The following is a 24,555-nucleotide window of genomic DNA, read 5'->3' as shown; positions in this document are numbered from 1 at the left end:
GACCCAGAACAGGTGCAAGGACAGATCCGAAGGCAGTACGTAAGAGGCAGTACCTAGGGGGAGTGCCACCGTGCAGCAACGTGTGCCCGCGCAGGCCGAGGAGAGCGAGCAGAGCGGGGTGTCTCCGCTTCCCTCCGCCCGGCGGCCCGAGGCGGAGCCGGACGCCGGCGCCCCCGCCCCCGCCCCCGCTCCGCCGCGCCGGTGGCGCGTACCGAGCCCGGGCCCGCACGCCCTCCTCAGCGCGCTCCCGCTGCTCGTGGCCGCCGCCCTCTGGCTGCACGCGCTCCCCCGGATCGGCTTCCGCGACATCGCCGACTACGGGCTCCTCGACCGCTTCCCGCTCTCCTTCTACGCCTCCCTCGCCGTCCTGACCTGCGGCTTCCTGGTCACCCTGCGGCGGGCGGGGACGGCTCCGTGGTGGCCCGCCGCGTACAGCGTCGCGATGCTGGTGGCGCTGAAGGCGCCGCCGGCGATCCTGTACGACTCCGTCCGCTACGCCTGGGCCTCCAAGCACGACGCCGTGATCAGCCGACTGCTCGCCGAGGGCACGGTGTACCCGCAGCGCGAGCTGTCCGGCGGGATGTCCGCGTACGACCAGTGGCCCGGGTTCTTCTCGCTCGACGCGGCGCTCGTACGCGCCTTCGGCGTGGAGTCGGCGGCCTCGTTCATCAACTGGGCGCCGATCGCCCTGGGCCTCCTCACCCTCCCCGTCCTGCTGCTGATCTACCGCACGTTCAGCGACGACTGGCGGCTCGTGTGGACCGGGGTGTGGATCTTCCAGCTGGCCAACTGGGTCGGCCAGGACTACCTGTCCCCGCAGGGCTTCGCGTACCTGCTCTATCTGACCGTCTTCGCCGTCGTCGTACGGCACTTCGTGCGGCCCGGGTCTGCCGGCCGGCTGCGCGACCGTACGCTCCTCGACCCGGCCGCGGCCGCAGTGCCGCCGCCGACGACCGTGCGGCAGCGCGCGATCGCGGTGCTGATCGTCGCCCCGCTGATCGCGACCGTCAACGCCTCGCACCAGCTGACCCCGGTGATGCTGTGCGCCACGCTCTTCGCGCTCTGTCTCACCCGCCGCTACCGCAACTTCGGGCTGCTCGTCGTGACCGGCCTGATCATGCTGGCCTGGGACCTGACCATGGGCCGGGTCCTCTTCCTGGAGACCATGAGCACGTTGAAGGACTCGGCGGGCGACCTGCTCTCCAACTCCCGTGCCGGTTACGCCGGTGAGCCCACCGGGCCCGGACCCGAGCTGGTCGGCGCGGCCAACATCGTGATGGTCCTGGCGCTCGCCGCGCTCGCCGGCACGGCCGTGCTGCTGCGCCGCCGGCTCGTCCGCAGCGCGCTGCCGCTGCTGCTCGCCGCCGCCGCGCCCGTGCCGATGTTCGCCGTCAACGACTACGGCGGCGAAATGCTCTTCCGCGTCTACCTGTTCGGGCTCCCCGGCACGGCGTTCTTCGCCGCCGCCGCGCTCGTCCCGGCGGCGGGCGCGGCCGGCCGTGGCGCGAAGGCGGCCCGGCGCGTGGCCGCCGTCGCGCTGCCGCTCGCGCTCACCGCGCTGCTGGCCGGCTTCCTGCCCTCGTACTACGGCAAGGAGGGCATGCACTACGCCCCGCCCGCCGAACTCGCCCTCACCAAGCGGGCCTACGACCGGGCCCCGGACGGCGCGCTGATCCTCGCGACGACGGGCTCGTTCCCGGGCGCGTACTACCGCTACGACCACTACGAGCGCTGGTTCTTCACGGAGCAGGAAGTGCCGGAGAACCTGAAGATGCTGAAGGACCCGGCGGGTTACCTGGCCCGGGGCATCCCCGAGGGCCGCCCGACCTTCGTGATCCTCACGCCGACGCAGGAGAAAGCGGTCATCGGCGAGGGCTACCTGCCACCGGGCAGCTTCCGCACGCTCCAAGAGGACCTCAAGCGCTCACCCCTCTTCCACGTGGTGGAGGAGACCGAACACGGCCTGGTCCTGGAATACCGCCCACGGCCGGCACCGACGTCATGACCAGAGGGAGTACGTACGCCATGGCACCCGCACACCTCCGGCTCAGAATCGGTCTCGCGGCCTCCGGCTGGGTCGCGCTCGGCGCCACCGCGCTGCCGGGCGGCTCGCCTCTGCGCTGGATCCCCGTCCTCGCCTTCGTGGCGCTCGCGCCCGGTCTCGCACTGCTCCACCCGCAGCCGGCCGGGCTGCGCCCCGGCGCCCGCCTGGAGGCGCTCGCGCTCGCGGCGCCCGTCAGCCTGTCGCTCGCGGCGCTCGCGGCGACCTCGCTGTTCCTGGTGGAGGGTTTCTCCACGACCGCGTTCATGGTCTCGCTCGCCGCCTTCGTGACCGTCGTAGCCGCCCTGCCGGGCGTCCCGCTGCCGGCGGCGACGCGGGGCGCGGTGGAGCGGGAGCGCTCGGGCGTGCGGGTCAAACGGAAGCCCGGTGGCGCGCGATGAGCCGAGGTCATGCCGCGGCGCCGCCGCGTAGGTCGCCGATGACGGCGATAGCCCTCGCGGCGGTCGGCGCGCTCGCCGCCGCGATCGGGGTGTGGAGCACCCAGGACTCGAACGACCGCTGCGCCCCGGACCGCAAGCTCGTCCTGCCGTGCGAGGGCGCGTGGTGGGGCGCGTACATCCCGTACGACGAGGACAGCTCGCTGACGAAGCCGGTGTACGCCTTCGAGAAGAAGATCGGCCGCAAGCTGGATGTGATCTACACCTACCACGACATGTCGGGGAACCCGGCGGACGGCGAACTCCTCACCCCCGACGAGGTGGAACTGGGCGAGGACCGGCTGCTGATGCTGGCCTGGGAGTCCACGGTGTGGAAGGAGAAGCACCACGCGGGCTGGAGCGAGACGCAGCTCGGCTGGAAGAACATCGCGTCGGGCAAGTACGACGCCTCGATCATCGACCCGCAGGCCCGCCGCCTGAAGGCGTACGGCAAGCGGGTCTTCTTCTCCTTCGACCAGGAGACGGACATGCGCATCAAGGAGGGCGCGGGCACCCCCGAGGAGTACGTCGCCGCCTACCGCCACCTCCGCGACCGCTTCGAGCGCCTGGGTGTCCGCAACGTCGTGTGGGTATGGACGGTCTCCGGCTACCTGGGCAACGCCGACACGATGAAGGCGCTGTACCCGGGGGACGCGTACGTCGACTGGATCGGCATGGACCAGTACAACTACTACCAGTGCCACAAGTCCCCCAACTGGCTGGACTTCGAGGCGAGCCAGCGCCCGACGTACGAGTGGCTCCGCAAGACCATCTCCGCGAACAAACCGATCATGCTCTCGGAGTTCGCCACCGCCCCCGACCCGACCCGCCCGACCCGCCAACGCGACTGGTACGCCGAGATCCCACGGGTCGCCCCCACCCTCCCCAGGGCCAAGGCCTACGTCCACTGGAACCGCCCGGTCCCAGGCGGCCCAGCCTGCGACCTGACGGTCAACTCAGGTCCGGCGCTTGAGGGTTATCGCTCCGCCGGCTTGGATCCGTACTTCAGCCGGTGAGGTTGCTCAAGGCCGCCGAGCCGGTCAGGTCCGGCCCCGCAGGCCCCGTACCGCGAGGGCCGTCATCGTGGCGCCGGACATGCCCAGGAGGATGGGCAACGGGGCCTCGGCGAAGGTGTGTTGGGCTGCCCAGCCTGCCCAGGTGAGGATCCAGACCGTGCAGGCCGTCACGCGGACGGTTGTGCCGAGGGCGCGGAGGAGGACGGCCGCCAGGGCCAGGCAGAGGGCCTGGAGGGCGATCGGGAGGACCGTCAGGGCTTCGGCGGGGACGAAGGCGGGGGTCAGGGTCGTGCCGGGGCCCGTTGCCGTCTCCGGGGTGAGGCCCAGTAGGGGTGGCGCGATGTGCAGGGCCAGGAACGTGGTGGCCAGGACCGTCGCGGTGTAGAGGCGCCGCACCTGGCGGCGCGCCACCGCCGCCGCGTGCAGCGCGACCAGCAGGATGCCGGCGCCGAGCGTGACCGGCGGGAGCGCGGCGATCAGTTCCGTACCGGAGAGGCGGTCCGCGGCGACCGCGTCCGTGTGGGCGAGCGGCAGCCAGAAGAGGGCCGTGGCCAGGGCAAGGAGGAGCCACAGCACCGTGCCGGGGCGGTCCTCCCGGCCGTCGCTGTCGCCGTCGACGGTGTCGGCGTCGCGCGGAGCGCTCGCCTTGCGCGGTACGTACACCGGCAGGCCCAGCGTCGACGCCTCCCGCGGCGCCCACTCCTGCTCCGCCGCCCGCCGCGCCCAGCTCGTGCCGTACTCGACCTCCGTACGGCCGCCCTTCAGGGCCGCGCGCAGTCCGGGCGCCGAGGCCGCCGCCATCAGCGTCATCGAGCCGAGCATCGCGAGCCCGGCCCCCGAGATCCCGACCGGGCCGAGGAGCAGGGCCGCGCTGCCGAGGACGAGCACGCACATCGCGCCCTGGAGCGCGGCCAGCGCGCCCGTACGCCCCTGGACCCGCAGCACCCCGATGTACAGCTCCACGGCCACCCGCGGCAGCGCGGCCGCGGCCAGCAGACGCAGCACCGTCGTGCCGTGATCGGCGTAGTCCGGGCCGAACGGCGCGAGGATGTACGGCGCGAAGACGACGAGGAAGACGACCACGGGGACCAGCAGCAGCGCCATCCGCCGCAGCGCCCCCCGCACACCCTCGGCCAGCGACTCCGGGCTGTGCGAGGCGTGCGCGGTGAGGGAGGAGGCCATGTTGATGGCCATGAACTCCATCGTGCCGCCGACGGTGTACGCCGTGTAGAAGAAGGCGTTGTGCGCCGCGTCGAAGCGGACCGCCACCATCACCGGCAGCAGGTTGATCATGGCGAGGCTGAACATCGCCCCGACGGAGTCCCCGGCCATGAAGCGGCCGATCTCCCGCATCGCGGGCGGCTCGCGATCGCGGTCGGCGCGGGCCTGCCGGGGGATCAGCCGGCGGAAGACGAGCCAGCCGAGCGGTACGACGGACAGCGCGATCGCCGCCGACCAGGACACGAAGACGCCGAGCACCGGCATGGTCGTGGCGAAGGCGGCGAGCAGGAGCAGCTTGCCGATGGAGAAGCCGGCGTTGCCGACGGGCACCCAGAAGGCGCGCCTGAGCCCGGTGAGGACACCGTCCTGGAGGGTGAGGAGCGCCCAGCCGACGCAGGACGCGGTGAAGAAGAGACCGGCGGAGAGCGAGCCGAGCGGCGCGTACGACGGGCCCCACCAGTCGATGGTGAGGAGGAAGACACCGCAGGCCAGGGCGACCACGATCGAGCTGACCAGGTAGACCCGGCCCACCAGCGGGCCCGTGGCGCGGCCGGCCCGGGGGACGTAGCGGACGACCGCGCCGATCATCGTCGTCGCGGTGATGGAGGCGAGCAGCCGCTGCGCGGCGATGGCGGCGGAGCCCTGCCCGACGGCCTCCTCGGAGTAGTAGCGGGCGGCGACCAGCCAGAAGCCGAGCCCGAGCGCGGCCGAGACGCCGGTGGAGAGCATGAGGGCGTACGCGTTCCGGAACATCGAGTCCCCGCCGGACTCGGACGCGTCGGAGTTCGGTGGCGATTCCGGGTTCTCCCGCGCCCGCTCCTGTGGCTCCCCATCCGGCTTGTGCAGCCGGACGGACTCAGCCACGGTCGCTGCCGCCGTCGCCGTTGCCGCCGTCGCCGTACCGCACCGGCCGGACCCCCGCCGCGTCCAGCACCCCGATCACCTCGGCGGCCCGCCTCGGGTCCACCGGCAGGGCGTGCCGAGCGAACCAGGACGCCGGTTCCGGGGCGGCGGAGGGGTCGGTGAAGACTTCGCCCGCGTACGTGTCGAGCGGGGGATCGTAGAGGTAGCCCGTGACGATCCGGCGGCGGGCGAGCGCCGCCACCGCCGCGTCCCGGTCGTCGACCAGCAGCGGGACCCGGAACAGCGGCTGGATCCCGGCTCTCTCGGAGCACGTGCCCCACTCGCTCGCCGCGAGCCGCTCCGTACCCGCCCGGTGGACGGCGAGCGTGGTGTCCAGGCGGGACAGGAGGCGTTCCGTACGGCGCAGCCGGATCGCGCCCGCGCCCAGGCGGTAGTCGTGCATGTCGACGCGGACCCACGGGTGGAAGGGCGCGAGGCCCGGCGCGGCGGCGAGCGCCTGCTTCAACCCGTCCGCCCGCAGCGGCATCCGGATCTCCTCGCGCTCCTGCCGTCCGAGCAGCCGCAGCGTGGCGTGCGCGGCCTTCACGAGCCGCAGCGCGCGGACGGTGGCCTCGGCGTACGGCCGTACGAGATAGGCCAGTTCGGCGGTCGTACGGGAAGGGTGCAGCAACTCGTCCCGTGCGGCGGCCAGTTCGGCCCGCTGCGTCGGATCGGCGATCGACAGGAAGCCGCCGGTCTTCGCTCCGGTGTGCTTGGAGAGGCTGAACACGGACGCCTCGCCCCAGGTGCCGACCGGGCGGCCGCCGACCCGCGAGCCGATGGCGTGGGCCGCGTCCTCCAGGAGCGGGATGCCCAACGCGTCGCAGCGGGCGCGCAGTTCGGGAGCCGGGTCGGGGTTCCCGTACAGATTGGTGGTCAGGACGGCGGAGAGCCCGCGCCAGACGGACTCGGGTACGGCGGCGACGTCGATCGAGCCGTCGCGCGGGTCCAGCGGCGCCTGGACCGGGCGCAGCCCGGCGGCCAGGACCACGAAGAAGATCACGTCGTCGTTGACCGGCGACATCAGGACCCGGCCGCCGGGCGCGCACCAGTGGCGCAGCGCGAGATAGAGACCGAAGCGGCACGACGGCACATGGAGGCACTCTCTGCCCCCGAGCCGGCCGCGCATGCGCTCTTCCAGTTCCGCGTACGCAGAAACCATGCGATTCCCCCCTGAACCCCGGCCCAATGTGTCCCATTCCGGGCGACCCGTCAATAACGCGGAAGGGCCTGTCCGGTGAAGAACAGGCCCTTTCCACAGGTCACTTGGGGTGCCCGGAACGGGGTTGCGCCGGAGCGCGGGGGAGAGCCCTCCCGCTGGGGTAGCTCCCCCCGGAGGGTCACTCCTCCAGGAGTCACTCCTCCAGGGTCAGCCCCTTGCGCAGTCGCGTCAGCGTCCGCGAAAGGAGACGGGAGACGTGCATCTGGGAGATGCCCAGCTCCTCGCCGATCTCCGACTGGGTCATGCCGGCGACGAACCGCAGGGAGAGGATGAGCCGGTCGCGCGGCGGCAGCGAGGCGATCATCGGCTTGAGGGACTCGACGTACTCGATGCCCTCGATGCCGTGGTCCTCGTAGCCGATGCGGTCGGCGAGCGCTCCCTCGCCCTCGTCCTCCTCGGGCTGGGCGTCCAGCGAGCTCGCGGTGTACGCGTTGCTCGCGGCCATGCCCTCGACGACCTCGTCGCGGCTCAGGTCGAGCTCCTCGGCGAGTTCGCCGACCGTGGGGGCGCGGTCGAAGCGCTGGGACAGTTCGTCCCCGGCCTTGGCGAGGTCGAGGCGGAGTTCCTGGAGCCTTCGGGGAACGCGCACGGACCACGAGGTGTCGCGGAAGAAGCGCTTGATCTCGCCGACGATCGTCGGCATCGCGAAGGTGGGGAACTCGACGCCACGGGCCAGGTCGAAGCGGTCGATCGCCTTGATGAGGCCGATCGTGCCGACCTGGATGATGTCCTCCATCGGCTCGCTGCGGGAGCGGAACCGGGAGGCGGCGAACTTGACCAGGGCCAGGTTGAGTTCGACCAGGGTGTTGCGGACGTAGGCGTACTCGTGCGTGCCCTCTTCGAGGGCGTCGAGACGGGCGAAGAGCGTCTTCGAGAGCGCCCGCGCGTCCAGCGGGTCGACCTGGTCGAAGGGACCGATCGCGGAGATCTCGTCGATCCCGGTGATCCCGTGAAAGTCTTCGGGGGTGGGGGTGGGAGCGTAGGTGGGGGTGTGGGTGGGGGGCTGAGGTGTTGCTGCCGACGGCGCGTCGTGGGTACGCGGAGCGTCGAGCCGGGGTGACATGGTCTCCTCCATCGTTTCTTCCTGCTGCGGTTTGTGGCGCCTCCAAGCCGGCTGTGTGCGAACGTTCCCTACTAGCCCTACCTGCTCGGCGCATACGGTGGCAAGTGTCAATTGTCCGGTTTGCGGGAGTATGTTGTGGTGTTCGGGTGCAAGCCTTGACGCCGCGCTTGTATGGTTCGAGGCACGTCATCCGTCATCCGGCATCCGCGAGAGCGAGAAGAGGCACGGGCATGGACCGCCAGCACATCGGCAGCGCGCAGCCAGGACGGCTGCGGGTCGAGGTCCGCACCGTGGGGGCGAGCGAGGTGCTCACCCCCGTGGGTGAGCTCGATCACCACACGGCCGAGGTGTTGCGTGCGCCACTCGACCGCGCGCTCGAAGCGGGACGGTCACGGCTCGTCGTCGACTGCTCACGACTCGACTTCTGCGACTCCACCGGTCTCAACGTGCTCCTCGGAGCCCGGCTGAAGGCCGACGCCGCGGGGGGCGGGGTTCATCTCACGGGGATGCGGCCGATGGTGGCCAGGGTCTTCGAGATCACCGGTGCGGACGTCGTCTTCACCGTGCACGAAACGCTCGCCGCCGCACTGCCCGACTAGCACGCGACTGGAACGCGACTAGTGGGCGGCGGGTGTCGTCGGGAGATGACCGGGCAGGAGAGCCCCGGTTTCGTCCGTTGTCTGGTGAATCTTTCTGGTGGATTCGGTGAGGTGAAGCGCTGATGGACACTGCTGCCGGTGGCAGGAAGGTCGAGGAGTCGGTGGGTTCCGTCGTGGACGCCGCCGTTCTCGACGTACGCACGCTCGCGCTCGGCGCCACCAGCGGGACCGTACCGCTCGCCCGCGACTTCACCAGGACCGCGCTGTACGACTGGGGCTGGCTGCCGGCCGCGACCGCCGACGCAAGGGCGGCCGCCGAGGACGTCCTGCTCGTCGTCTCCGAGCTGGTGACCAACGCCTGTCTGCACGCCGAGGGCCCCGAGACGCTGCGCGTGCTGCGCCGGGCCAAGGTGCTGCGCCTCGAAGTCACCGACGTGGGCGCGGGGCACCCCGCGCCGCGCACCCCGCACCGGGCCGCGCGGCCCGGCGGGCACGGCATGTTCATCGTCCAGCGGCTCTGTCTCGACTGGGGCATCGACCGCACGGCGGGCACCCCCGGCAAGACCGTCTGGGCCGAACTCGCCGCGCCCTCCTAGCGCTTGACCCCTCGTACGGCGGCGTCCGGGCAGCGTGCGAGCGGCGTCCGGGCGGCGTACCGCGATCGGCCGTGACGCGCGACCGGTGTGATCGAGCCCACTTTCGGTCCTCCTCTTGTCTTCCCTCCGCAAGGCCCCAGGCGTACCTTGACGCGCAATCTGATGTGCCGTCAGTAACTTCGCGGTGAGGGGTGCTTGGATCGTGCCGTACCGAAGGAGAACAGCGTTCGCGCTGGCGGCGGCGGCCGCGGGCTCGGCGGTCCTGGCCTCGGCCCCCGCCGCGCACGCCACCGTCGTCGACGTGAACTACGCCTGCGAGACGAAGATCGGCCCCAAGAGCGCGGTCTCGCCCGTCGACATCAAGGCCGAGAAGAGCGGCTCCGGTTACACCGTCACCATGTCCTTCGAGAAGGGCGTCTCGGACAGCCCGATCGAGCTGCCCAAAGGGGTCATGACCCCGCGCGCCGAACTCAAGCTCGGCGGCGCCGACTCGGGCACGCTCAAGGTCAAGGGCACGCCGAACACCGAGGCCATCCCGCCCAACACCCCCATCAAGATCGGGCAGTTGACGGGCACGTACACGCCGAAGAAGAGCGGCAAGGTCACCTTCACGGCCGGCCTGCTCACCGTCCACGCGCTCGGCATGGACGCGGCCGTCTGTACGCCGAAGAACAACCCGGCGCCCGCGCTCGAACTCGACGTCACGGCCGCGGGCGGCTCCTCGGACTCCGGCGGCGGCTCCGACGACTCGGGCGGCGGCCAGTCCCCGAGCGGCGGCGAACTGCCCAGGACCGGCCCGCTCGACTCCGCCACGGCGCTCGGCACGCTCGGCGGCACAGTGCTCCTGACCGGCGCGGCCGGTGTGCTCTGGCTCACCCGGCGCACGGCTCGCTGATGCGGGGGGCGTGGGCCGGGACCGCGACCGCCGTCACCGCGCTGCTCGGAGCGGTGGCGGCGGCGCCCGCGCCCCCACCGGCCTCCGGGTGGACGGCGGGTGCGGCCGGGGCGACCGAACAGCGGCCGTACGCCTACCTCGAAGGCGCGGCCGGCAGCGTCCTCCAGGACACCCTCTCGGTGAGCAACCCGGGTGCGCGACCGCTCACCGTACGGCTCAGCGGGCAGGGCACCCCGCTCGCCTTCGCCGCGCGGACGGTGACCGTGCCGGCGCGGACGCGGGCGGACGTGCCGTTCGCGGTGACCGTGACCGCCGACACCGCCCCCGGCGACCACCGGGGCACGGTCACCGTGGCGGCCGGCGGGCGCGAGGTGCGGGTGCCGGTGCACCTGCGGGTCAGCGGGCCGAGCCTCGCGGCGCTCACGGTCGAGGACGTGACGCTCGACGCCTCGGGCACCCTGACGTACACCCTGGTCAACCGGGGCAGCACGGTCCTCACGCCGAGGCTCTCCGTCCGCGCGGAGGGCGTCTTCGGCACGGTCCTCGACCGCCCGTCCCGCGCCCTGCCGCTCACGCTGCGCCCCGGCGAGCGCGCCACCCGCGCCGAACCCTGGCCCGACCCGCCCGCCCTCGACTCGGTCACCGTCCACGTCCGCGCGACCGCGCCCGGCGCGACGGCGACGGCGGCGGAGGCCCGCGCCGAGCGCGCCTTCGTGTCGACGGGCGCGGCCGCCGCCGGCGCGGGCGCCCTGCTGGTGGCGGCGGTCGCGGCGGGCCTCGTCCTCCGAAGACGCCGCGCCCGGGCCGTCGAAGAGGCCGTGGAGGAGGCGGTCGAGGAGCCGGTCAGAGAGCCCGAGATCCCGGTGGAACAAGCCCAGTTGGCGGACGTGACGGCAGGAGCGGACCGATGAGAACGAGCGGTACGGGACGGCGCGCGGGCGCGTTCGCCGGGGCGGTGCTTGCCGCCCTGCTCCTGGCCCTCCTGCCGTCTTTCGCCCAGGCGCGGGCGTCCGGGCCGACCGTCGCGCTGTCGCAGACCGAGGGCGGCAAGGGCGGCGAGATCACCGTGAGCGGCGCCGGGTGGAAACCGGGCGCGCTGCTCATGCTCCTGATCTGCGGCCAGGGCGAGCCCGGGAAGGGCGTCGTCGGCGGCACCAACTCCTGCGCCAACACCCAGGGCCGCGCGGCCACGGTGGACGCCAAGGGCGCCTTCAGTCAGAAGATGCCGGTCGCCGAGCCGCCCAAGCCCTGCCCGTGCGTGGTGCACGTCGCCGGGGTCACCGGCCAACAGGACGTCGTGGACGTGGCGTTCACGGTCGCGGGCCACCCGACCGCCCCGCTGCCCGAGGCCACCGGCACGGGCAGGCTCGCCGTCCTCGCCTCCGTACGCCTCGAAGGCTCCAGCGGCGTCCTCGTCTGGTTCGGCGCGCCGGCCCGCCGCGAGGTCGTCTTCACCGTCGGCAACCTCGGTCAGACCCCCGTCAAGGACCCGGTCTTCCACGTCGGCACCAGCCACGGCGTCTTCTCGCCGCAGTACGAGGAACGGCAGTGGCGGGGCACGATCCAGCCCGGCAAGAAGGCCCAGATCAAGCTGCCCGTCGAACTGTCGGCGGGCGCGCACGGCGACTACGAGGTCTCGGTGAAGTACGCCGGGAAGGTCCTGGTCGACCAGCCGTGGGGGGTCGGCAGGCCCTGGGGCGTGACGCTCTTCTGGCTGCTGCTCGCCGTGGTCGTCCCGGCGGCGCTCTTCCGGATCGGGATGGTGGTGGTGGACCGGGTCCGCCCGGGCGGCGCCGCCGGGTCCCGCTCCTCCGGCCATCGAGGCCGTCGCCGCACTCTCGTACGTACCCCTCTCGTGCGTACCACCGAACTCCGCCCCGCGCCCGAGCGGGACGAATCCACAGCCACCACGGTTCTGCCGTGGTTCACCCCGGACTCCGCACCGTCCGCACCGTCAGAGATCAGCCCGACGACGAAGGGACATCAGTGAGCACGCAACGGAGGATGAGCGCGGCGGGAGTCGCGCTGATGCTCGGCGGCGCGGGGATCATGCTGGCCGCCAGCCCCGCGCAGGCGGCCGAGGTCTCGTACAAGACCGAGTGCATTCCGCCGTCCATCTCCGGTCTCCCACCGGTGCAGGGCACCACGAAGGTGGAGATCACCGCACCGGCGGAGGCGAAGGTCGGCGACGAGGTCGAGATCGTCTGGAAGACGGTCGAGGCCGCGTCCAAGAACCCCGACGTCCTCGACCTGGAGAAGGACACGGTCAAGCCGACCGGTGAGATCAAGATCGGCGGCGCGGCGAGCGGCACGCTCGCCATGGAGGGGCCGCGCTCGAACCCCGCGATCCCGAAGAACAGCCCGATGAAGCTGCCGGACATGAAGGGCAAGCTGAAGCTGGACAAGGCCGGCGAGATCACGCTGACGCCGGACAAGTACAACATCAACGTCTCCAAGCCGCTGTCGACGGACACGAAGTGCGCGCCGAAGGAGGCGGTGCCGGTCGGCGCGAAGATCAAGGTGACGGAGGGCGGCGGAGGCACGACGACGTCCGGCGGTACGACGACCACGTCGGGCGGCACGACGACGTCCGGCGGTACGACCACCACCTCCGGTGGGAGTACCTCCGGCGGCACCACCTCCGGCAGCACGTCCGGCGGAGGCGGCGGGCAGACCGACTTCCCGGGCAAGGAGGTGGCGGTCCAGTTCGCCTGCCAGTCGCCTGGCCCGGCGAACATCACCTCCAAGGTCACCATCAACGCCAAGAAGAGCGGCGGGAACTACGAACTCACCGTCAAGACCGCCAAGGGCGTCATGAACAGCCCGGCCCCGCTGCCCGCGGGCGCGCTCAAGCCGTCGATGGCGATCAAGCTCGGCGGCGCCGACAGCGGCACGGTCAAGGTCGAGGGCCCGGCGAACGCCGCCCCGCTGGAGCAGGGCAAGCCGGTCGACCTGCCGGACATGAAGGGCACGTACAAGCCCGGTGCGAACGGCAAGTCGACGCTCAGCCCCGGCACGCTGACCATCAACGTCTCGCTCGGCGGCTCGCCGATCGTGATCCCGTGCCAGGTCAAGGGCTCGGTCCAGGCCTCCCTCGAACTCGACACGTCGAAGGTGGACGGCGGCGCGGTGGGCGGCGGTGACGCGGCCGTCGGCGGCGGCTCCGCGGACGGCGGCTCCGGCGGCCTCGCCAACACCGGCGCCGAGGACGACGGCGCCCTGCGCGCACTCGCCCTTGTCGCCGGCACGGTGATCCTCCTCGGCGGCGCGGTGTTCACGTTCACACCGTGGGCGCGGCTGAGGAGGTGACGTAGCGAAGGTGACGACTCACGGACGCGGACGCTCAGATGTTCCTCAGATCTCCCGGTAACGTCTTGTGGCGACAGGGACGCACGTGGTTTCTTCTGAGCGTTCGCCGAAGTGAAGGCACGCCATGCACAAACCTGCTTGACCAGCAGGTGAACGATGTATCGGGCCCCCTCGTGGGGGCCTGGTGCAAAGAAAGGAACGCACATGCGCTGGGGGAAGAAGTTCGCCGCGGGAGCACTCTCCGTGATGCTGAGTGCCGCAGGGGCCGGTCTTGTCACCGCCGCTCCGGCCCAGGCGGCCGGCAAGTACACCTGCAAGGCGTACGCGAGCATGGACAAGCTGGGCCGTCCCACGGCCTACTCGACCTGCAAGGCCGGCAGCGGCAAGGCGGTCAAGCAGCACCGCGTGGTCATCAAGTGCGACCAGGTGCAGGGGGCCCGTGAGCACGTGATGCCGTGGACGCTCTACGGCCCCTGGGTCGGGCCGGGACAGAAGTCGGACGTCCGGTGCGGCACGAAGAACTTCCTGCGCGGCTTCAGCGCGCAGACGAAGTAGCGCGGCGGCGCGGGCCACGGCCCGGCGCCCCGACGGAAAGGGTCTGGCCCGGCACACGGAGTGTGTGCCGGGCCAGACCCTTTGCTTGACGAGGCGTCAGCGCACGTCGCCCATGAGGGCGCGGATCTTCTTGCCCGCCGTCATGAACGCGAGGCCTGCGGCGACGGCGACGACCGCCCACAGGGAGTAGTACAGGGCGTCGCCCAGCGGCTCGTTGAGCTTGGTGGTCCAGCCGTTCAGGGCGTTGCCCGTCGCGGTCGCCAGGAACCACAGGCCCATGATCTGGCCGACGAACTGCTTCGGGGCCAGCTTCGTCGACAGCGACAGACCGACCGGCGAGAGGCACATCTCGCCGAGGGTCTGGACGAGGTAGACGCTCAGCAGCCAGAAGACGGTGACCTTGCCGGTCTCGCTGTTGGCCGCGGCGGCACCCGCGAGGCCCATGATGGCGAACGAGCCACCGATCAGGAGCATCGCGAGGGCGAACTTCATCGGGGCGCTGGGCTCGCGGTTGCGCTTGGCCAGCTTGACCCACAGCGCGGCGAAGAGCGGCGCCAGGACGATGACCATCGCCGGGTTGACCGACTGGTACCAGGAGGCCGGGAACTCCCAGCCGCCGATGAGACGGTCGGTCTTGTTGTCCGCGAAGAGCGTGAGCAGCGAGCCCGACTGGTCGTAGATCATCCAGAACAGGACGGCCGTGGCGAAGAACCACATGAACGCCTTGATCTTGGGCTTGTCCACGGCGGTCAGCGCCGGGTTGCGGTACATCGCGATGAAGTACAGCACCGGGACGACGATGCCCAGGATCGCGAGGACGTTGACGATGTGCTCGATGTCGTACGTGCCGAGCACGATGTCCGCCAGCAGCGCGGCGACGGCCAGGCCACCCCACAGCAGGACCTTGCGCAGCGCGCTCCGCTTCTCCTCGGGCGTCGCCGGCGTGCCCGGGTACTTCCCGACGTCACCGAGGTGACGCGAGCCGATCACGTACTGCGCGACGGCGAGCGTCATACCGAGACCCGCGACGGCGAAGCCGAGGTGCCAGTTGACGTTCTCGCCCAGGTAGCCGACGACCAGCGGAGCGGCCATGCCGCCGATGTTGATCGCCATGTAGAAGAGCGTGAAGCCGGCGTCACGACGGGCGCTCGGCTGGCCCTCGTAGAGACCGCCGACCATGGCCGAGATGTTCGGCTTCAGCAGACCCGTACCGGCGGCGATGAGCGCGAGGCCCACGAAGAACGCCGTGTCGGAGGGGATGGCCAGGGTGAAGTGGCCCAGGGCGATGACGATGCCGCCGACGAGGACGGCCTTGCGCGCGCCCCAGAGTCGGTCGGCCACCCAGCCACCGGGCATCGCGGCCATGTAGACGACCGCGTTGTACACGCCGTAGATGGAGGCGGCCAGCGCCTCACGCCCCTCCAGGGGGCCGTCGAGAACGCCCGCGACCAGGTAGAGGACGAGGATGCCGCGCATTCCGTACCAGGAGAAGCGCTCCCACATCTCGGTCATGAAGAGAGTGGCCAGGCCGCGGGGGTGGCCGAAGAAGGTCTTCTCTTCGGAACCAGGGGTTCCGGGGGAATCCTTCGTCAGGCTGGACGCCATGTCGATCCTTGCTCTGTCGGGACGCGCGCCTTGTGAGCGTGGTGCGCCCGGTGGGGGAGGCCGGCACCGGGGGGAGCTCGGTCGCACCCCGCCGGGATCCACGCCCCGGTCCGCGTCATCGCGTACCGGAACCCGGCCCACAGGTCATTCACTGTCTCAAGGTTGGCGATGCCGACCTCGTGCAGAAAAGAGACCCTTGGCGTGATTAGCGAGCCAAAGGTCCCCGTTTACCGCTACATACGTCTCGACACCTTACGACACCACAGTGGCTGAATTGGAAGCACTTGAGAGATGGATCACAGGTGACGAAGGAACCAACAGCCGCCAATCGAAGGTCATGCGCAGGATATCCACCCTGATCCGCAGGGGCCGACCCAAGCCTGTGGATCATGCCCCGGGGCGTCGGCGGCGCGGACTACCATCACCCCATGACCCGTGTACTGCTCGCCGAGGACGACGCATCCATCTCGGAGCCGCTGGCCCGCGCGCTGCGCAGAGAGGGATACGAGGTCGAGGTGCGCGAGGACGGACCGACCGCCCTCGACGCCGGACTCCAGGGCGGCGTCGACCTCGTGGTGCTCGACCTCGGACTCCCGGGCATGGACGGCCTCGAGGTCGCGCGGCGGCTGCGCTCCGAGGGGCACACGGTTCCGATCCTGGTCCTGACCGCCCGCGCCGACGAGGTCGACACGGTGGTCGGGCTCGACGCGGGCGCCGACGACTACGTGACGAAGCCCTTCCGGCTCGCCGAACTCCTCGCCCGGGTCCGGGCCCTGCTCCGGCGCGGCGCCACCGAGCCGGCCGTCGCCCCCGCCACCCACGGCGTGCGGATCGACGTCGAGTCGCACCGCGCCTGGATGGGCGACGAGGAGCTCCAGCTCACCGCCAAGGAGTTCGACCTCCTGCGCGTCCTCGTCCGCGACGCCGGCCGGGTCGTCACCCGCGACCAGCTGATGCGCGAGGTCTGGGACACCACGTGGTGGTCCTCCACGAAGACCCTCGACATGCATATCTCCTGGCTGCGGAAGAAGCTGGGCGATGACGCGGCGAACCCGCGGTACATCGCGACGGTCCGCGGCGTCGGCTTCCGCTTCGAGAAGAGCTGACGCGCCGAGCCGACGCGAGAAGAGAGCCGAGGTGGCGGGCAACCGCCGCAGCGGCCCCGCCCGGTGCGGCGAGAACCACCACTGCCCCGCCCGGTGCGGCGAGAACCACCACTGCCCCGCCCGGTGCGGTGAGAGCCACCGCCGCCCCGCCCGCCCCGGAAGGCCCCCGTGCGTCGCCGTCTGATCAACTCCACGCTCGCCGTGGTCCTCGTCGTCATCGCCGTCTTCGGCGTCTCGCTCGTCATCGTCGAGACCCGCACGATCTCCTCCAGCGCCCAGGACAGCGTGGACTCCGAGGCCGTGCGTCTCGTCTCCATCGTCGACAGCCGGCTCATCGGTGGGGAGCCCGTCAACCCCGACATCCTCGCCGAGCAGAGCGGCGCCAAGCGGTACGCCCTGATCGAGATCCCCGGCCGCGCCCCCATCGAGATCGGCGACCGCCCCGAGGGCAGCGTCATCCGCGGCACCGCCGAGGGCGAGCGCGGCGAGACCGTGACCGTCGAGGAATCGCGCTCCACGATCACCAGCGAGGTCGGCCGCACCCTCCTGATCATCGGAGCCGTGGCCCTGCTCGCCGTGGTGGCCGCCGTCCTCCTCGCCGTACGGCAGGCCAACAAGCTGACGTCCCCGCTCACCGACCTCGCCGAGACCGCCGAACGCCTCGGCTCAGGCGATCCGCGCCCCCGCCACAAGCGGTACGGGGTGCCGGAACTCGACCGGGTCGCCGACGTCCTGGACGCCTCCGCCGAGCGGATCGCCCGGATGCTCACCGCCGAGCGCCGGCTCGCCGCCGACGCCTCGCACCAGCTCCGTACGCCCCTCACGGCGCTCTCCATGCGCCTGGAGGAGGTCGCCGTCGCCGACGACCTCGACACGGTCAAGGAGGAGGCGACGATCGCGCTCACGCAGGTCGAGCGGCTCACGGAGGTCGTCGAGCGGCTGCTCACGAACTCCCGCGACCCTCGCACCGGCTCCGCCCTCGCCTTCGACCTCGACGAGGTCATCAAGCAGCAGATCGAGGAGTGGCGCCCGGCCTACCGCAGCGGGGGCCGCGCCATCGTCCACTCGGGCAAGCAGGGCATGCGCGCGGTGGGCACCCCCGGGGCCGTGGCCCAGGTGCTCGCCGCGCTGATCGAGAACTCCCTCATGCACGGCGGCGGCACGGTCGCCCTGCGGACCCGGGTCACCGGCAACCAGTCCGTGATCGAGGTCACCGACGAGGGCCCCGGCGTCCCCGCCGACCTCGGCGCGCGGATCTTCGAACGGGCGATCAGCGGACGCAGCTCCACGGGCATCGGCCTCGCGGTCGCCCGCGACCTCGCGGAGGCGGACGGCGGCCGTCTGGAGCTGCTCCAGCAGCACCCCCCGGTCTTCGCGCTCTTCCTGAGCCGCGAGGTCAGGAGCAGCCGCACGGACGAGGAGCGGGAACGCCCGGTCCGGTAGTCCTGTACGGGGCTGCTAGCGCACCCGGTCCGGCTGCTGCCGCGCCGTCTGCTTCGGGGCCTGCTCCAGGAACGATTCGGCGGTCTGCACGGCCTCCCGGGCCGGCAGCGTACGGAACACCCAGGTGCGGTACGACCAGAAGCGGAACAGTGTCGCGACGCCGATCCCGAGGAACTTGAAGACGTTGCTCTGCAGCGGGGTGTCCCAGCCGAAGCCGTACGTCGCCGCGTACAGGATGCCGTTCTGGATGATCAGCCCCGCCACGCTGAACAGCAGGAAGAGCGTCAGCTCCTTCGTCCGCTGGCTCTTGTCGCGGTCCCGGTACGTGAAGTACCGGAAGCCCAGGTAGTTGAAGCCGATCGCCACGACCGTGGCGATGACACTCGCCCGGACCACGGGCAGCTCCGTCAGATGGCGCACCAGGTTGAAGACCCCGAGGTCCACCAGCAGGCCGATACCGCCGACCGCGCCGAACTTGGCGAACTCACGCGTGAGCCGGTCAAGCCGCACACGCAGTGCGCTTCGTTCACTCATGGTGATGGTCCAGCCCCGTCCGATCGGTTTCGTCAACCCAGCCATGCTAACCAGCCCACCTGTGACCCGCCCGGGGACATTGCAAACATCGGAAAATCCGGTTCCGCTGTCGTAAACCACAGGCGGGGGAGGCTCCGCGCATCGTGCGGATACCCTAAGAGGGTGACGTTCCCGGTAGTCGGCATGGTCGGTGGCGGTCAGCTCGCCCGTATGACCCACGAGGCGGGCATCCCCCTCGGCATCAAGTTCAAGCTGCTCAGTGACACCCCGCAGGATTCGGCGGCGCAGGTGGTGAGCGAGGTCGTCATCGGCGACTATCGCGACCTGACTACGCTCCGTGACTTCGCGCGCGGCTGTGACGTGATCACCTTCGATCACGAACACGTCCCCGCCGGTCATCTGCGCGCCCTGGAGGAGGACGGCGTCGTCGTCCGCCCCGGGCTCGCCGCGCTGGTGCACGCCCAGGACAAGGGGGTGATGCGCGCCAAGCTCGACGAGATCGGCGCGCCCAGCCCCCGCCACCGCATCGTCGCCGACCCGGCGGACGCGGCGGCCTTCGCGAGAGAGATCTGCGGCGCGGAGCGCCTCGATGAGGGGCGGTGGCCGGGCGACGGGCGGGGGGGCGGCTTCCCGATCATCCTGAAGACCGTGAGCGGCGGCTACGACGGCAAGGGCGTCTGGTTCGTCCGTACGGAGGAGGACGCCCACGACCCGTTCCGGGCGGGCGTCCGGGTCCTCGCCGAGGAGAAGGTCGACTTCACGCGCGAGCTCGCCGCGAACATCGTCCGCTCCCCGCACGGCCAGGCCGTCGCCTACCCGGTCGTCGAGTCCCAGCAGGTCGACGGCGTCTGCGACACGGTGATCGCGCCCGCGCCGAACCTGTCGGGCGAGCTGGCGGGCCAGGCCCAGGAGCTGGCGCTGCGCATCGCCAAGGAGCTCGACGTCGTCGGTCACCTGGCCGTGGAGCTGTTCGAGACGCGCGACGGCCGGATCCTCGTCAACGAGCTCGCCATGCGCCCGCACAACTCCGGCCACTGGACCCAGGACGGCGCGATCACCTCGCAGTTCGCCAACCACGTCCGCGCCGTCCTCGACCTCCCGCTGGGCGACCCCCGTCCCCGCGCGCCGTGGACGGTCATGTGCAATGTGCTGGGCGGCGACTACCCGGACATGTACTACGCGTACCTGCACTGCATGGCCAGGGACCCGCAGCTCAAGATCCACATGTACGGCAAGGACGTGAAGCCCGGCCGCAAGGTCGGTCACGTCAACACCTACGGCGACGACCTCGACGACGTGCTGGAGCGCGCCCGTCACGCCGCCGGCTACCTGCGAGGAACGATCACCGAATGACTGCTGTGAGCCCCGTCGTCGGCATCGTCATGGGATCCGACTCCGACTGGCCCGTCATGGAGGCCGCGGCCCAGGCCCTGGACGAGTTCGAGATCGCGTACGAGGTGGACGTCGTCTCCGCCCACCGGATGCCGCGCGAGATGATCGCGTACGGCGAGCAGGCCGCGGACCGCGGCCTCAAGGCGATCATCGCGGGCGCCGGCGGCGCAGCCCACCTCCCGGGCATGCTCGCCTCGGTGACCCCGCTGCCGGTCATCGGCGTGCCGGTCCCGCTGAAGTACCTCGACGGCATGGACTCGCTGCTCTCCATCGTGCAGATGCCGGCCGGTGTGCCGGTGGCCACGGTCTCGGTCGGCGGCGCGCGCAACGCGGGCCTGCTCGCCGCCCGCATCCTCGCCGCCCACGACGCCGAACTCCTCGTCCGCATGCGGGAGTTCCAGCAGGAGCTGAACGACCAGGCGACCGACAAGGGCAAGCGGCTGCGCGCCAAGGTCGAGGGCTCGGAGTCGTTCGGCTTCGCGAAGTGAGCGCCGAGGTGAGCACCGGCACCAACGCGGGCACCCCCACGGGCGTCATCGACCGCCTCGCCGAGGCGCGCGAACTCCTCGCCGCAACGCCCGTCGTCGACGGCCACAACGACCTCCCCTGGGCGCTGCGCAAGCACGTCGGCTACGACCTGGACCGGCTGGACATCGCCGCCGACCAGACCGGCGCGCTCCACACCGACCTCGCCCGGCTGCGCGCCGGCGGGGTCGGCGCCCAGTTCTGGTCGGTGTACGTCTCCACCGAGCTGACCGGCGACGACGCGGTGAGCGCCACCCTGGAGCAGATCGACATCGTCGACCAGCTCCTGGAGCGGTACCCGGCCGATCTCGCCCCCGCCCTGACCGCGGACGACATGGAGGCGGCGCGCCGCCAGGGCCGTATCGCCTCGCTCAAGGGCGCCGAGGGCGGCCACTCCATCAACAACTCCCTGGCCACGCTGCGCGCGCTGCACACCCTGGGCGTGCGCTACATGACGCTCACGCACAACGACAACACCGCGTGGGCGGACTCGGCGACCGACGAGCCGGGCGTCGGCGGGCTCTCGCCCTTCGGCCACGAGGTCGTCCGGGAGATGAACCGGGTCGGCATGCTCGTCGACCTCAGCCACGTCGCGGCGACGACGATGCGGGACGCGCTCGCGACCTCCGTCGCGCCGGTGATCTTCTCGCACTCCTCGTCCCTCGCGGTCTGCGATCACCCGAGGAACGTCCCGGACGACGTGCTCGCCCAACTGCCCGCGAACGGCGGGGTCGCGATGGCCACGTTCGTACCGAAGTTCATCCTGCCCGCCGCGGTGGAGTGGACGGCCCGGGCCGACGAGAACCTGCGCGCGCACGGCTTCCACCACCTCGACACGACCGCGGCGGCGATGAAGCTGCACCGCGCCTTCGAGGCCGAGAACCCGCGCCCGATCGCCACGGCGGCGACGGTGGCGGACCACCTCGACCACATGCGCGAGGTGGCCGGCGTCGACCACATCGGCATCGGCGGCGACTACGACGGTACGGCGTTCACCCCGGCCGGCCTCGACGACGTCGCGGGCTACCCGAACCTGATCGCCGAGCTCCTCCACCGCGGCTGGTCCCACGCCGACCTGGCCAAGCTGACCTGGTCCAACGCGGTGCGCGCGCTGCGGGACGCGGAGGCCGTCTCCCGCGACCTGAGCGCCCGCCGGGGCCCCTCGAATGCGACGCTCGACTCCCTGGACACGCCCGGCTCCTGACGGCCCGTCACTGCCTGCGCGACGGAAGGGTCCCGCCTCCCTCACGGGTGGCGGGACCCTTCCTTCCTTACGAGTACTTACGCGCGCGGGCGCCCCATCGCGCGGTACACCCAGCCCGCCTCGCGCCAGCGGGCGGCGTCCAGGGCGTTGCGGCCGTCCAGGATCACGCGGGAGGTCACCGCGGGCGCCAGCTCCGCCGGGTCGAGCTCGTCGCGGAACTCGCGCCACTCGGTGAGGTGCAGCACCACGTCCGCGCCGCGCACCGCCTCGAGGGCCGTCGGGGCGTACCCGAGGGTCGGGAAGAGCCTGCGGGCGTTCTCCATGCCCTTCGGGTCGTAGACCGTGACCTGTCCGCCCTGGAGATGGATCTGGCCCGCCACGTTCAGCGCGGGGGAGTCCCGTACGTCGTCCGAGTCCGGCTTGAAGGTCGCGCCGAGCACCGCGACGCGCTTGCCGAGGAACGAGTCGCCGCCGACCGCGTCCCGGGCCATCTCGACCATCTGGCCGCGCCGCCGCATGTTGATGGAGTCGATCTCGCGCAGGAAGGTCAGCGCCTGGTCCGCGCCCAGCTCGCCCGCCCGTGCCATGAACGCGCGGATGTCCTTCGGCAGGCAGCCGCCGCCGAAGCCGATCCCGGCGCGCAGGAACTTGGACCCGATCCGCTCGTCATAGCCGATCGCCTCGGCCAGCTTCGCGACGTCGCCGCCCGCGGCCTCGCAGACCTCCGCCATCGCGTTGATGAAGGAGATCTTGGTCGCGAGGAAGGAGTTGGCGGCGGTCTTCACCAGCTCGGCCGTCGGGAAGTCGGTCACCACGAAGGGCGTGCCCTCCGCGATCGGACCGGCGTACACCTCGCGCAGCAGCTTCTCGGCCCGCTCGCTCGTCACACCCGCGACCACCCGGTCCGGGTGCAGGGTGTCGTTCACGGCGAAGCCCTCGCGCAGGAACTCCGGGTTCCAGGCCAGCTCCACGCCCTCCGGTAGCAGCTCCACGAGCCGCTCGGCCGAGCCGACCGGGACCGTCGACTTGCCGACGACCAGCGCGCCCTCGCGCACCACGGCCGCCAGCGAGCCGAAGGCGGCGTCGACGTAGCTCATGTCACACGCGTACTCGCCGTGCTTCTGCGGAGTGTTCACGCAGACGAAGTGGACGTCGCCGAAGGCGCCGACCTCCTCCCAGGAGGAGGTGAAGCGCAGCCGCCCGGTCGACCCCTCGATCCCGGCGACGTGCCGGGAGAGCAGCTCCTCCAGGCCGGGCTCGTACATCGGTACGCGACCGGTGGACAGCAGCTCGATCTTCTCGGGCACGACATCGAGGCCGAGGACCTCGAAGCCGAGCTCCGCCATGGCCGCTGCGTGCGTGGCGCCGAGGTAGCCGGTGCCGATCACCGTGATCTTGAGGGCCATACGGGACTCCAGGGAGGTCGGGCGGAATGCCTGCCCGAGCATAGTCGTGCGCTCTCGTGCCCTGGTCCGGGGCCCGGAAGGGCCCCGTCCGCCGGGTCAGCGGTTCGCCGGGTCAGCGGTACCGGGTCAGCGGTTCGACGTCACCGTGACCGGCTCGTCGTTCTGGATCTGCGAGACCAGCTGCTTCACCTTGGGCATGTCCCACTTCAGGGAGCCCTGCGGCGCGCTGCCGGAGATCGGGATGTTCATCGACTTCCCGTCGCCGCCGTTGATGCCCTTCATCGCGAAGAACATCTTGCCGAGGTCGTACAGCGACATGTCCTTGTCCACGATCAGCGTGTCCAGGCCGGCACCCAGCGTCGGGTACAGCTTGAACGGGTTGAGGATCGTGCCCGGCGTCGCCGCCTGGTTGGCCAGGGCGGAGAGGAACTTCTGCTGGTTCTTCGTCCGCGCGAGGTCCGACTCGGCGAAGGCGTACCGGGTACGGACGAAGGCGAGGGCCTGCTCGCCGTTGAGGGTCTGCTCGCCCGCCTGGAAGTCGGCGCCGGACTTCTTGTCCTTGAAGCCCTTCTCGATGTTCAGGTCGACACCACCGAGCGCGTCCACGATGTTCGCGAAGCCGGCGAAGCCGATCTCCGCGTAGTGGTCGATGCGAAGGCCGGTGTTGAACTCGACCGTGCGGACCAGCAGCTCCGGTCCGTCCATCGCGTACGCCGCGTTGAGCTTGGAGCCGCCGCGCGCCCCGAACTTCTTGCCGGACTCCGAGCCGACGAAGGACGGGATGGTGACCCAGGAGTCACGGGGGAGGGAGACCATCGTGTTCCCGCTGGAGCAGGCCGCGAGGATCATCATCGAGTCGGTCCGCTTGCCCTCGGCGGAGCCGGTGTGCAGCTTCTTCTTCTCCTCGGCCGACATGCCCTCACGGCTGTCGGAGCCGACGATCAGGTACGTCGTACAGTCGCCCGCGGCCGGCCGCTCGATGACCCTGGCGAGATCGACCTCGTTGCGCATCTGGGAGCTGGCCCAGGCGTACGTGCCGACGCTCCAGGCGAGCACGCCGACGACGACCACGATGGAGCCGATCTTGACCCGGCGGCGCCAGTCGGGCGCGGGACGGCCGGGCTGCGGCTGCGGCACGTACCGGGGGTCGTGCTGCGGCGGCACGGTGCCACGGCCGCCGCCCTGCGGGCCGCCGTAGACCTGGCCGTTGCTGTAGCCGCTGTCGTAGCCGGAGGCCTGCTGCTGGGTGAAGTTCGGGTTGTACTGCTGGCCCTGGTCGTAGCCCTGGTCGTACTGCGGCTGCTGCTGGGGCACCTGCGGGCGCTGCACGTGGCGCATCCGGCGGGGTCCGTCGGGCTGCGAGTTCGGCCAGTCATTCATACGGACCATCTTGCAGGCCGCCCCTCGGGGGCCGACAGGGCGGGTGGGGATTCGGGGCGGCGCTGTTGCCAAGCTGATGCAAAGAGGACCGGACCGGGACCCG

The 24,555-nt window shown here is 71.3% G+C and carries 22 protein-coding genes; 15 read left to right on the top strand and 7 right to left on the bottom strand.

The genetic code is table 11. The features are described from left to right. Positions 1–70 precede the first annotated feature (70 nt). From ACFWRO_RS17040 to ACFWRO_RS17030, 3 genes are read left to right on the top strand one after another with little or no spacing between them, the layout of a single operon-like run. Positions 71–2,005 carry a hypothetical protein gene (locus ACFWRO_RS17040; RefSeq protein WP_384510640.1) on the top strand — a complete coding sequence of 645 codons (1,935 nt, stop codon included), beginning with the start codon at positions 71–73 and terminating at the stop codon, positions 2,003–2,005. Positions 2,006–2,025: 20 nt separating this feature from the next. Continuing rightward, positions 2,026–2,442 (top strand): hypothetical protein, encoded by a 417-nt coding sequence (locus ACFWRO_RS17035; RefSeq protein WP_384510638.1) that lies wholly within the window; start codon positions 2,026–2,028, stop codon positions 2,440–2,442. A gap of 38 nt (positions 2,443–2,480) precedes the next feature. Beyond that, a complete protein-coding gene (locus ACFWRO_RS17030; protein WP_384510635.1) occupies positions 2,481–3,494 on the top strand; it encodes a glycoside hydrolase family 26 protein in 1,014 nt (337 codons plus the stop codon). Between the two features lie 24 nt (positions 3,495–3,518). Here the strand turns inward: ACFWRO_RS17030 and ACFWRO_RS17025 are convergent, their stop codons facing one another. The 3 genes from ACFWRO_RS17025 to ACFWRO_RS17015 form a co-directional block, all read right to left on the bottom strand. Beyond that, positions 3,519–5,579, bottom strand: coding sequence for a lipopolysaccharide biosynthesis protein (locus tag ACFWRO_RS17025; RefSeq protein ID WP_384510632.1), 2,061 nt, complete (start codon positions 5,577–5,579; stop codon positions 3,519–3,521). Further along, positions 5,572–6,780 (bottom strand): DegT/DnrJ/EryC1/StrS family aminotransferase, encoded by a 1,209-nt coding sequence (locus tag ACFWRO_RS17020; RefSeq protein WP_384510629.1) that lies wholly within the window; start codon positions 6,778–6,780, stop codon positions 5,572–5,574. Before ACFWRO_RS17020 ends, ACFWRO_RS17025 begins: the two co-directional genes overlap by 8 nt. A 193-nt stretch (positions 6,781–6,973) precedes the next feature. Then, positions 6,974–7,915 (bottom strand): RNA polymerase sigma factor SigF, encoded by a 942-nt coding sequence (locus tag ACFWRO_RS17015; RefSeq protein ID WP_384510626.1) that lies wholly within the window; start codon positions 7,913–7,915, stop codon positions 6,974–6,976. Between the two features lie 218 nt (positions 7,916–8,133). Between ACFWRO_RS17015 and ACFWRO_RS17010 the strand changes: the two genes are divergently transcribed. The 7 genes from ACFWRO_RS17010 to ACFWRO_RS16980 all read left to right on the top strand — a co-directional run bounded on the left by ACFWRO_RS17010 (position 8,134) and on the right by ACFWRO_RS16980 (position 13,857). Next, positions 8,134–8,502, top strand: coding sequence for an STAS domain-containing protein (locus tag ACFWRO_RS17010; RefSeq protein WP_384510623.1), 369 nt, complete (start codon positions 8,134–8,136; stop codon positions 8,500–8,502). Positions 8,503–8,624: 122 nt separating this feature from the next. Further along, positions 8,625–9,098, top strand: a complete 474-nt coding sequence (locus ACFWRO_RS17005) for an ATP-binding protein (RefSeq protein ID WP_384510620.1) — start codon at positions 8,625–8,627, stop codon at positions 9,096–9,098. 202 nt (positions 9,099–9,300) lie between these two features. Then, positions 9,301–9,993, top strand: a complete 693-nt coding sequence (locus ACFWRO_RS17000; protein WP_384510617.1) for a peptidase — start codon at positions 9,301–9,303, stop codon at positions 9,991–9,993. Then, on the top strand, positions 9,993–10,904 hold the full coding sequence (locus ACFWRO_RS16995; RefSeq protein ID WP_384510615.1) for a hypothetical protein: 912 nt from the start codon (positions 9,993–9,995) through the stop codon (positions 10,902–10,904). Before ACFWRO_RS17000 ends, ACFWRO_RS16995 begins: the two co-directional genes overlap by 1 nt. Further along, positions 10,901–11,983 carry a hypothetical protein gene (locus ACFWRO_RS16990; RefSeq protein ID WP_384510613.1) on the top strand — a complete coding sequence of 361 codons (1,083 nt, stop codon included), beginning with the start codon at positions 10,901–10,903 and terminating at the stop codon, positions 11,981–11,983. Before ACFWRO_RS16995 ends, ACFWRO_RS16990 begins: the two co-directional genes overlap by 4 nt. Positions 11,984–11,997: 14 nt before the next feature. Beyond that, positions 11,998–13,302, top strand: coding sequence for a hypothetical protein (locus ACFWRO_RS16985; protein WP_384510610.1), 1,305 nt, complete (start codon positions 11,998–12,000; stop codon positions 13,300–13,302). Positions 13,303–13,506: 204 nt separating this feature from the next. After that, complete coding sequence (locus ACFWRO_RS16980; RefSeq protein WP_384510607.1) at positions 13,507–13,857, top strand: hypothetical protein; 351 nt, start codon at positions 13,507–13,509, stop codon at positions 13,855–13,857. 96 nt (positions 13,858–13,953) lie between these two features. Here ACFWRO_RS16980 and ACFWRO_RS16975 read toward each other — a convergent pair whose 3' ends face one another. Then, entirely contained in the window at positions 13,954–15,462 is a 1,509-nt protein-coding gene (locus tag ACFWRO_RS16975; RefSeq protein WP_384510604.1) for a peptide MFS transporter, read from the bottom strand. 428 nt (positions 15,463–15,890) lie between these two features. Between ACFWRO_RS16975 and ACFWRO_RS16970 the strand changes: the two genes are divergently transcribed. Next, positions 15,891–16,568: a response regulator transcription factor gene (locus ACFWRO_RS16970; RefSeq protein ID WP_189602000.1), complete on the top strand. Its 678-nt coding sequence runs from the start codon at positions 15,891–15,893 to the stop codon at positions 16,566–16,568. 168 nt (positions 16,569–16,736) lie between these two features. Continuing rightward, positions 16,737–18,011, top strand: coding sequence for an ATP-binding protein (locus ACFWRO_RS16965; protein WP_384510601.1), 1,275 nt, complete (start codon positions 16,737–16,739; stop codon positions 18,009–18,011). Between the two features lie 15 nt (positions 18,012–18,026). Here ACFWRO_RS16965 and ACFWRO_RS16960 read toward each other — a convergent pair whose 3' ends face one another. Further along, positions 18,027–18,545: a GtrA family protein gene (locus tag ACFWRO_RS16960; RefSeq protein WP_384510598.1), complete on the bottom strand. Its 519-nt coding sequence runs from the start codon at positions 18,543–18,545 to the stop codon at positions 18,027–18,029. Between the two features lie 183 nt (positions 18,546–18,728). Between ACFWRO_RS16960 and ACFWRO_RS16955 the strand changes: the two genes are divergently transcribed. From ACFWRO_RS16955 to ACFWRO_RS16945, 3 genes are read left to right on the top strand one after another with little or no spacing between them, the layout of a single operon-like run. Continuing rightward, the gene (locus ACFWRO_RS16955; protein WP_384510904.1) at positions 18,729–19,898 is read left to right on the top strand and encodes a 5-(carboxyamino)imidazole ribonucleotide synthase; all 1,170 of its coding nucleotides are present in this window, start codon (positions 18,729–18,731) and stop codon (positions 19,896–19,898) included. Continuing rightward, complete coding sequence (purE, locus tag ACFWRO_RS16950; RefSeq protein ID WP_384510596.1) at positions 19,895–20,425, top strand: 5-(carboxyamino)imidazole ribonucleotide mutase; 531 nt, start codon at positions 19,895–19,897, stop codon at positions 20,423–20,425. The genes ACFWRO_RS16955 and purE overlap by 4 nt, the downstream gene beginning before the upstream one ends. Positions 20,426–20,472: 47 nt before the next feature. Next, positions 20,473–21,666, top strand: coding sequence for a dipeptidase (locus tag ACFWRO_RS16945; protein WP_384510901.1), 1,194 nt, complete (start codon positions 20,473–20,475; stop codon positions 21,664–21,666). Between the two features lie 77 nt (positions 21,667–21,743). Here ACFWRO_RS16945 and ACFWRO_RS16940 read toward each other — a convergent pair whose 3' ends face one another. Both ACFWRO_RS16940 and ACFWRO_RS16935 read right to left on the bottom strand, forming a co-directional pair. Further along, positions 21,744–23,072, bottom strand: coding sequence for a UDP-glucose dehydrogenase family protein (locus ACFWRO_RS16940; RefSeq protein WP_384510593.1), 1,329 nt, complete (start codon positions 23,070–23,072; stop codon positions 21,744–21,746). Positions 23,073–23,198: 126 nt separating this feature from the next. Next, entirely contained in the window at positions 23,199–24,452 is a 1,254-nt protein-coding gene (locus tag ACFWRO_RS16935) for an LCP family protein (protein ID WP_384510590.1), read from the bottom strand. Between the last annotated feature and the right edge of the window lie 103 nt (positions 24,453–24,555).

This window comes from Streptomyces sp. NPDC058579 (assembly GCF_042718575.1).
Lineage (GTDB): Bacteria > Actinomycetota > Actinomycetes > Streptomycetales > Streptomycetaceae > Streptomyces.
The sequence above is the reverse complement of the archived record's forward strand: the minus strand, read 5'-3'. Positions and strand labels throughout refer to the sequence as shown.

What these genes read in the sequence shown, in the direction of transcription:
- purE (WP_384510596.1), top strand. Translation starts at nt 19,895, where the DNA reads ATGACTGCTGTGAGCCCCGTCGTCGGCATCGTCATGGGATCCGACTCC.
- ACFWRO_RS16960 (WP_384510598.1), bottom strand. Translation starts at nt 18,545, where the DNA reads ATGAGTGAACGAAGCGCACTGCGTGTGCGGCTTGACCGGCTCACGCGT.
- ACFWRO_RS17020 (WP_384510629.1), bottom strand. Translation starts at nt 6,780, where the DNA reads ATGGTTTCTGCGTACGCGGAACTGGAAGAGCGCATGCGCGGCCGGCTC.
- ACFWRO_RS16975 (WP_384510604.1), bottom strand. Translation starts at nt 15,462, where the DNA reads ATGGCGTCCAGCCTGACGAAGGATTCCCCCGGAACCCCTGGTTCCGAA.
- ACFWRO_RS17010 (WP_384510623.1), top strand. Translation starts at nt 8,134, where the DNA reads ATGGACCGCCAGCACATCGGCAGCGCGCAGCCAGGACGGCTGCGGGTC.
- ACFWRO_RS16955 (WP_384510904.1), top strand. Translation starts at nt 18,729, where the DNA reads ATGGTCGGTGGCGGTCAGCTCGCCCGTATGACCCACGAGGCGGGCATC.
- ACFWRO_RS17035 (WP_384510638.1), top strand. Translation starts at nt 2,026, where the DNA reads ATGGCACCCGCACACCTCCGGCTCAGAATCGGTCTCGCGGCCTCCGGC.
- ACFWRO_RS17015 (WP_384510626.1), bottom strand. Translation starts at nt 7,915, where the DNA reads ATGGAGGAGACCATGTCACCCCGGCTCGACGCTCCGCGTACCCACGAC.
- ACFWRO_RS16990 (WP_384510613.1), top strand. Translation starts at nt 10,901, where the DNA reads ATGAGAACGAGCGGTACGGGACGGCGCGCGGGCGCGTTCGCCGGGGCG.
- ACFWRO_RS17030 (WP_384510635.1), top strand. Translation starts at nt 2,481, where the DNA reads ATGACGGCGATAGCCCTCGCGGCGGTCGGCGCGCTCGCCGCCGCGATC.
- ACFWRO_RS16995 (WP_384510615.1), top strand. Translation starts at nt 9,993, where the DNA reads ATGCGGGGGGCGTGGGCCGGGACCGCGACCGCCGTCACCGCGCTGCTC.
- ACFWRO_RS16985 (WP_384510610.1), top strand. Translation starts at nt 11,998, where the DNA reads ATGAGCGCGGCGGGAGTCGCGCTGATGCTCGGCGGCGCGGGGATCATG.
- ACFWRO_RS16940 (WP_384510593.1), bottom strand. Translation starts at nt 23,072, where the DNA reads ATGGCCCTCAAGATCACGGTGATCGGCACCGGCTACCTCGGCGCCACG.
- ACFWRO_RS17005 (WP_384510620.1), top strand. Translation starts at nt 8,625, where the DNA reads ATGGACACTGCTGCCGGTGGCAGGAAGGTCGAGGAGTCGGTGGGTTCC.
- ACFWRO_RS16980 (WP_384510607.1), top strand. Translation starts at nt 13,507, where the DNA reads ATGCGCTGGGGGAAGAAGTTCGCCGCGGGAGCACTCTCCGTGATGCTG.
- ACFWRO_RS16935 (WP_384510590.1), bottom strand. Translation starts at nt 24,452, where the DNA reads ATGAATGACTGGCCGAACTCGCAGCCCGACGGACCCCGCCGGATGCGC.
- ACFWRO_RS16970 (WP_189602000.1), top strand. Translation starts at nt 15,891, where the DNA reads ATGACCCGTGTACTGCTCGCCGAGGACGACGCATCCATCTCGGAGCCG.